This window comes from Mesorhizobium sp. M7A.T.Ca.US.000.02.2.1, assembly GCF_003996995.1.
Lineage (GTDB): Bacteria > Pseudomonadota > Alphaproteobacteria > Rhizobiales > Rhizobiaceae > Mesorhizobium.
The window spans coordinates 1-1,590 of sequence record NZ_RZTT01000719.1 but is presented as its reverse complement, the minus strand read 5'-3'; the positions used below and the strand labels follow the sequence as shown (position 1 = coordinate 1,590).

Below are 1,590 nucleotides of genomic sequence, written 5' to 3'. Positions count from 1 at the left end.
CCGGTGGCCTGATCCTGTCGCGCAGCGATGCCGTGGCGATGCAAAGCGAGGACCTTTTCATCTCGCCTGAAAAGGTCACGGTCGACTATGTCTTCCATAACAACACCGACAGGGATGTCGAGGCCATCGTCGCTTTCCCGATGCCCGAAATATCGGGCAATCCCGAAGAAATCCCGGCGATCCCTGAAAACCAGAGCGACAATTTCCTCGGCTTCGAGGTGACGATCGACGGCGTTGCCGTCAAGCCGCAGTTGGAGCAGAAGGTGTTTGCGCTCGGCATCGACATCAGCGCCGAGTTGAAGGCGCAAAACGTGCCGTTCTATCCATTCGGCGATGCGGCGAAGGCGGCGCTGGCCAAGCTGCCGCAAGCGGTTGTCGATGACTGGGTCAACCGCGGCATCATCATCGAGGACACCGGCAGCGACGGCACCGAGACGACCAAGGTCTACACGCCGTTCTGGCAACTGCGTTCGACCTACTGGTGGCGCTCGACCTTTCCGGCCAACAAGGACGTTCATGTGTCCCACCACTACAGACCGAGCGTCGGCGGCACGTCTTCAGTCAGCTTCTTCTACGACGGCAAGTTCCAGGGTCAGTATGCGGCCTACAAGGCCCGCTATTGCATGGACGGCACATTCGAAAATGCGGTGCGCAAGGCTGCCAAGGACGACCCTGACGGCTACCCCAAATATGTCGAGAACCGCATCGCCTATATCCTGACCACCGGCGGCAACTGGGCCACCGGCACGATCGGCAAGTTCAAGCTGACGATCGACAAGGGCAATCCGAAAGCCCTGGTCTCGTTCTGCGGCGACAATGTCAAAAAGACCGGACCGACGACATTCGAGATGACGGCGGATGATTTCTACCCCGAGCGCGACATCGACATCCTGATCCTCGAGCCAACGGACGGCAATTGATGCACGTCGCAATCTACGTTGCCATCGCCGAGAACGGCGTGATCGGGCGGGACGGCGGGCTCCCGTGGCGGCTCTCCACCGATCTCAAGCGCTTCAGAGCCGATACGATGGGCAAGCCCATCATCATGGGCCGCAAGACCTATGAGGGCATCGGCCGGCCGCTGCCGGGCAGGTTGAACATCGTCGTCACCCGCGACAAGACCTGGCGCGCCGAGGGCGTCGAGGCGGCACATTCGCTCGAGGCCGCGATCCAACTGGCGACGGAGCGCGGGCGCCGCATGGCCGATGTGGACGAGGTGTGCGTCATCGGCGGCGGCGAAATCTATGCCCAGGCCATGCTGCTGGCCGATCGCCTGCATGTCACCCATGTGCTGGCAGCGGTCGACGGCGACGCGCATTTCCCGCCGATCGATCCTGATTCCTGGCACATTGTCAGCTCGCATGACGTCCCAGCCGGGGAAAAGGACAGCCACCCGACGCGTTATTCGGTCTACGAGCGGCGTCGAGAGAGACATTGAATGAAAAAAGGGGCATTGAAGGAAGACAAAGGGTCGCGACCGGACAAATCGGACGAAGTCGGCAGCGCATCGCGTTGAAAGCGCCTCGTTGCGTCCCTATAGAAGAACAATACTGGATTTTGCGCCGTAATACCGGCGCTTGAGGGAATTCC

General features: G+C 60.8%; 2 protein-coding genes. Both read left to right on the top strand.

Features of this window, described 5'->3' with window-relative positions:
• Positions 1-920, top strand: a 920-nt coding sequence (locus EOD15_RS33950) for a DUF4424 domain-containing protein (protein WP_127409282.1), incomplete at its 5' end; no start/stop codon positions are given.
• A complete protein-coding gene (locus tag EOD15_RS33945) occupies positions 920-1,438 on the top strand; it encodes a dihydrofolate reductase (RefSeq protein WP_127271784.1) in 519 nt (172 codons plus the stop codon). The genes EOD15_RS33950 and EOD15_RS33945, both read left to right, overlap by 1 nt.
• Positions 1,439-1,590 lie beyond the last annotated feature (152 nt).

What these genes read in the sequence shown, in the direction of transcription:
- EOD15_RS33945 (WP_127271784.1), top strand. Translation starts at nt 920, where the DNA reads ATGCACGTCGCAATCTACGTTGCCATCGCCGAGAACGGCGTGATCGGG.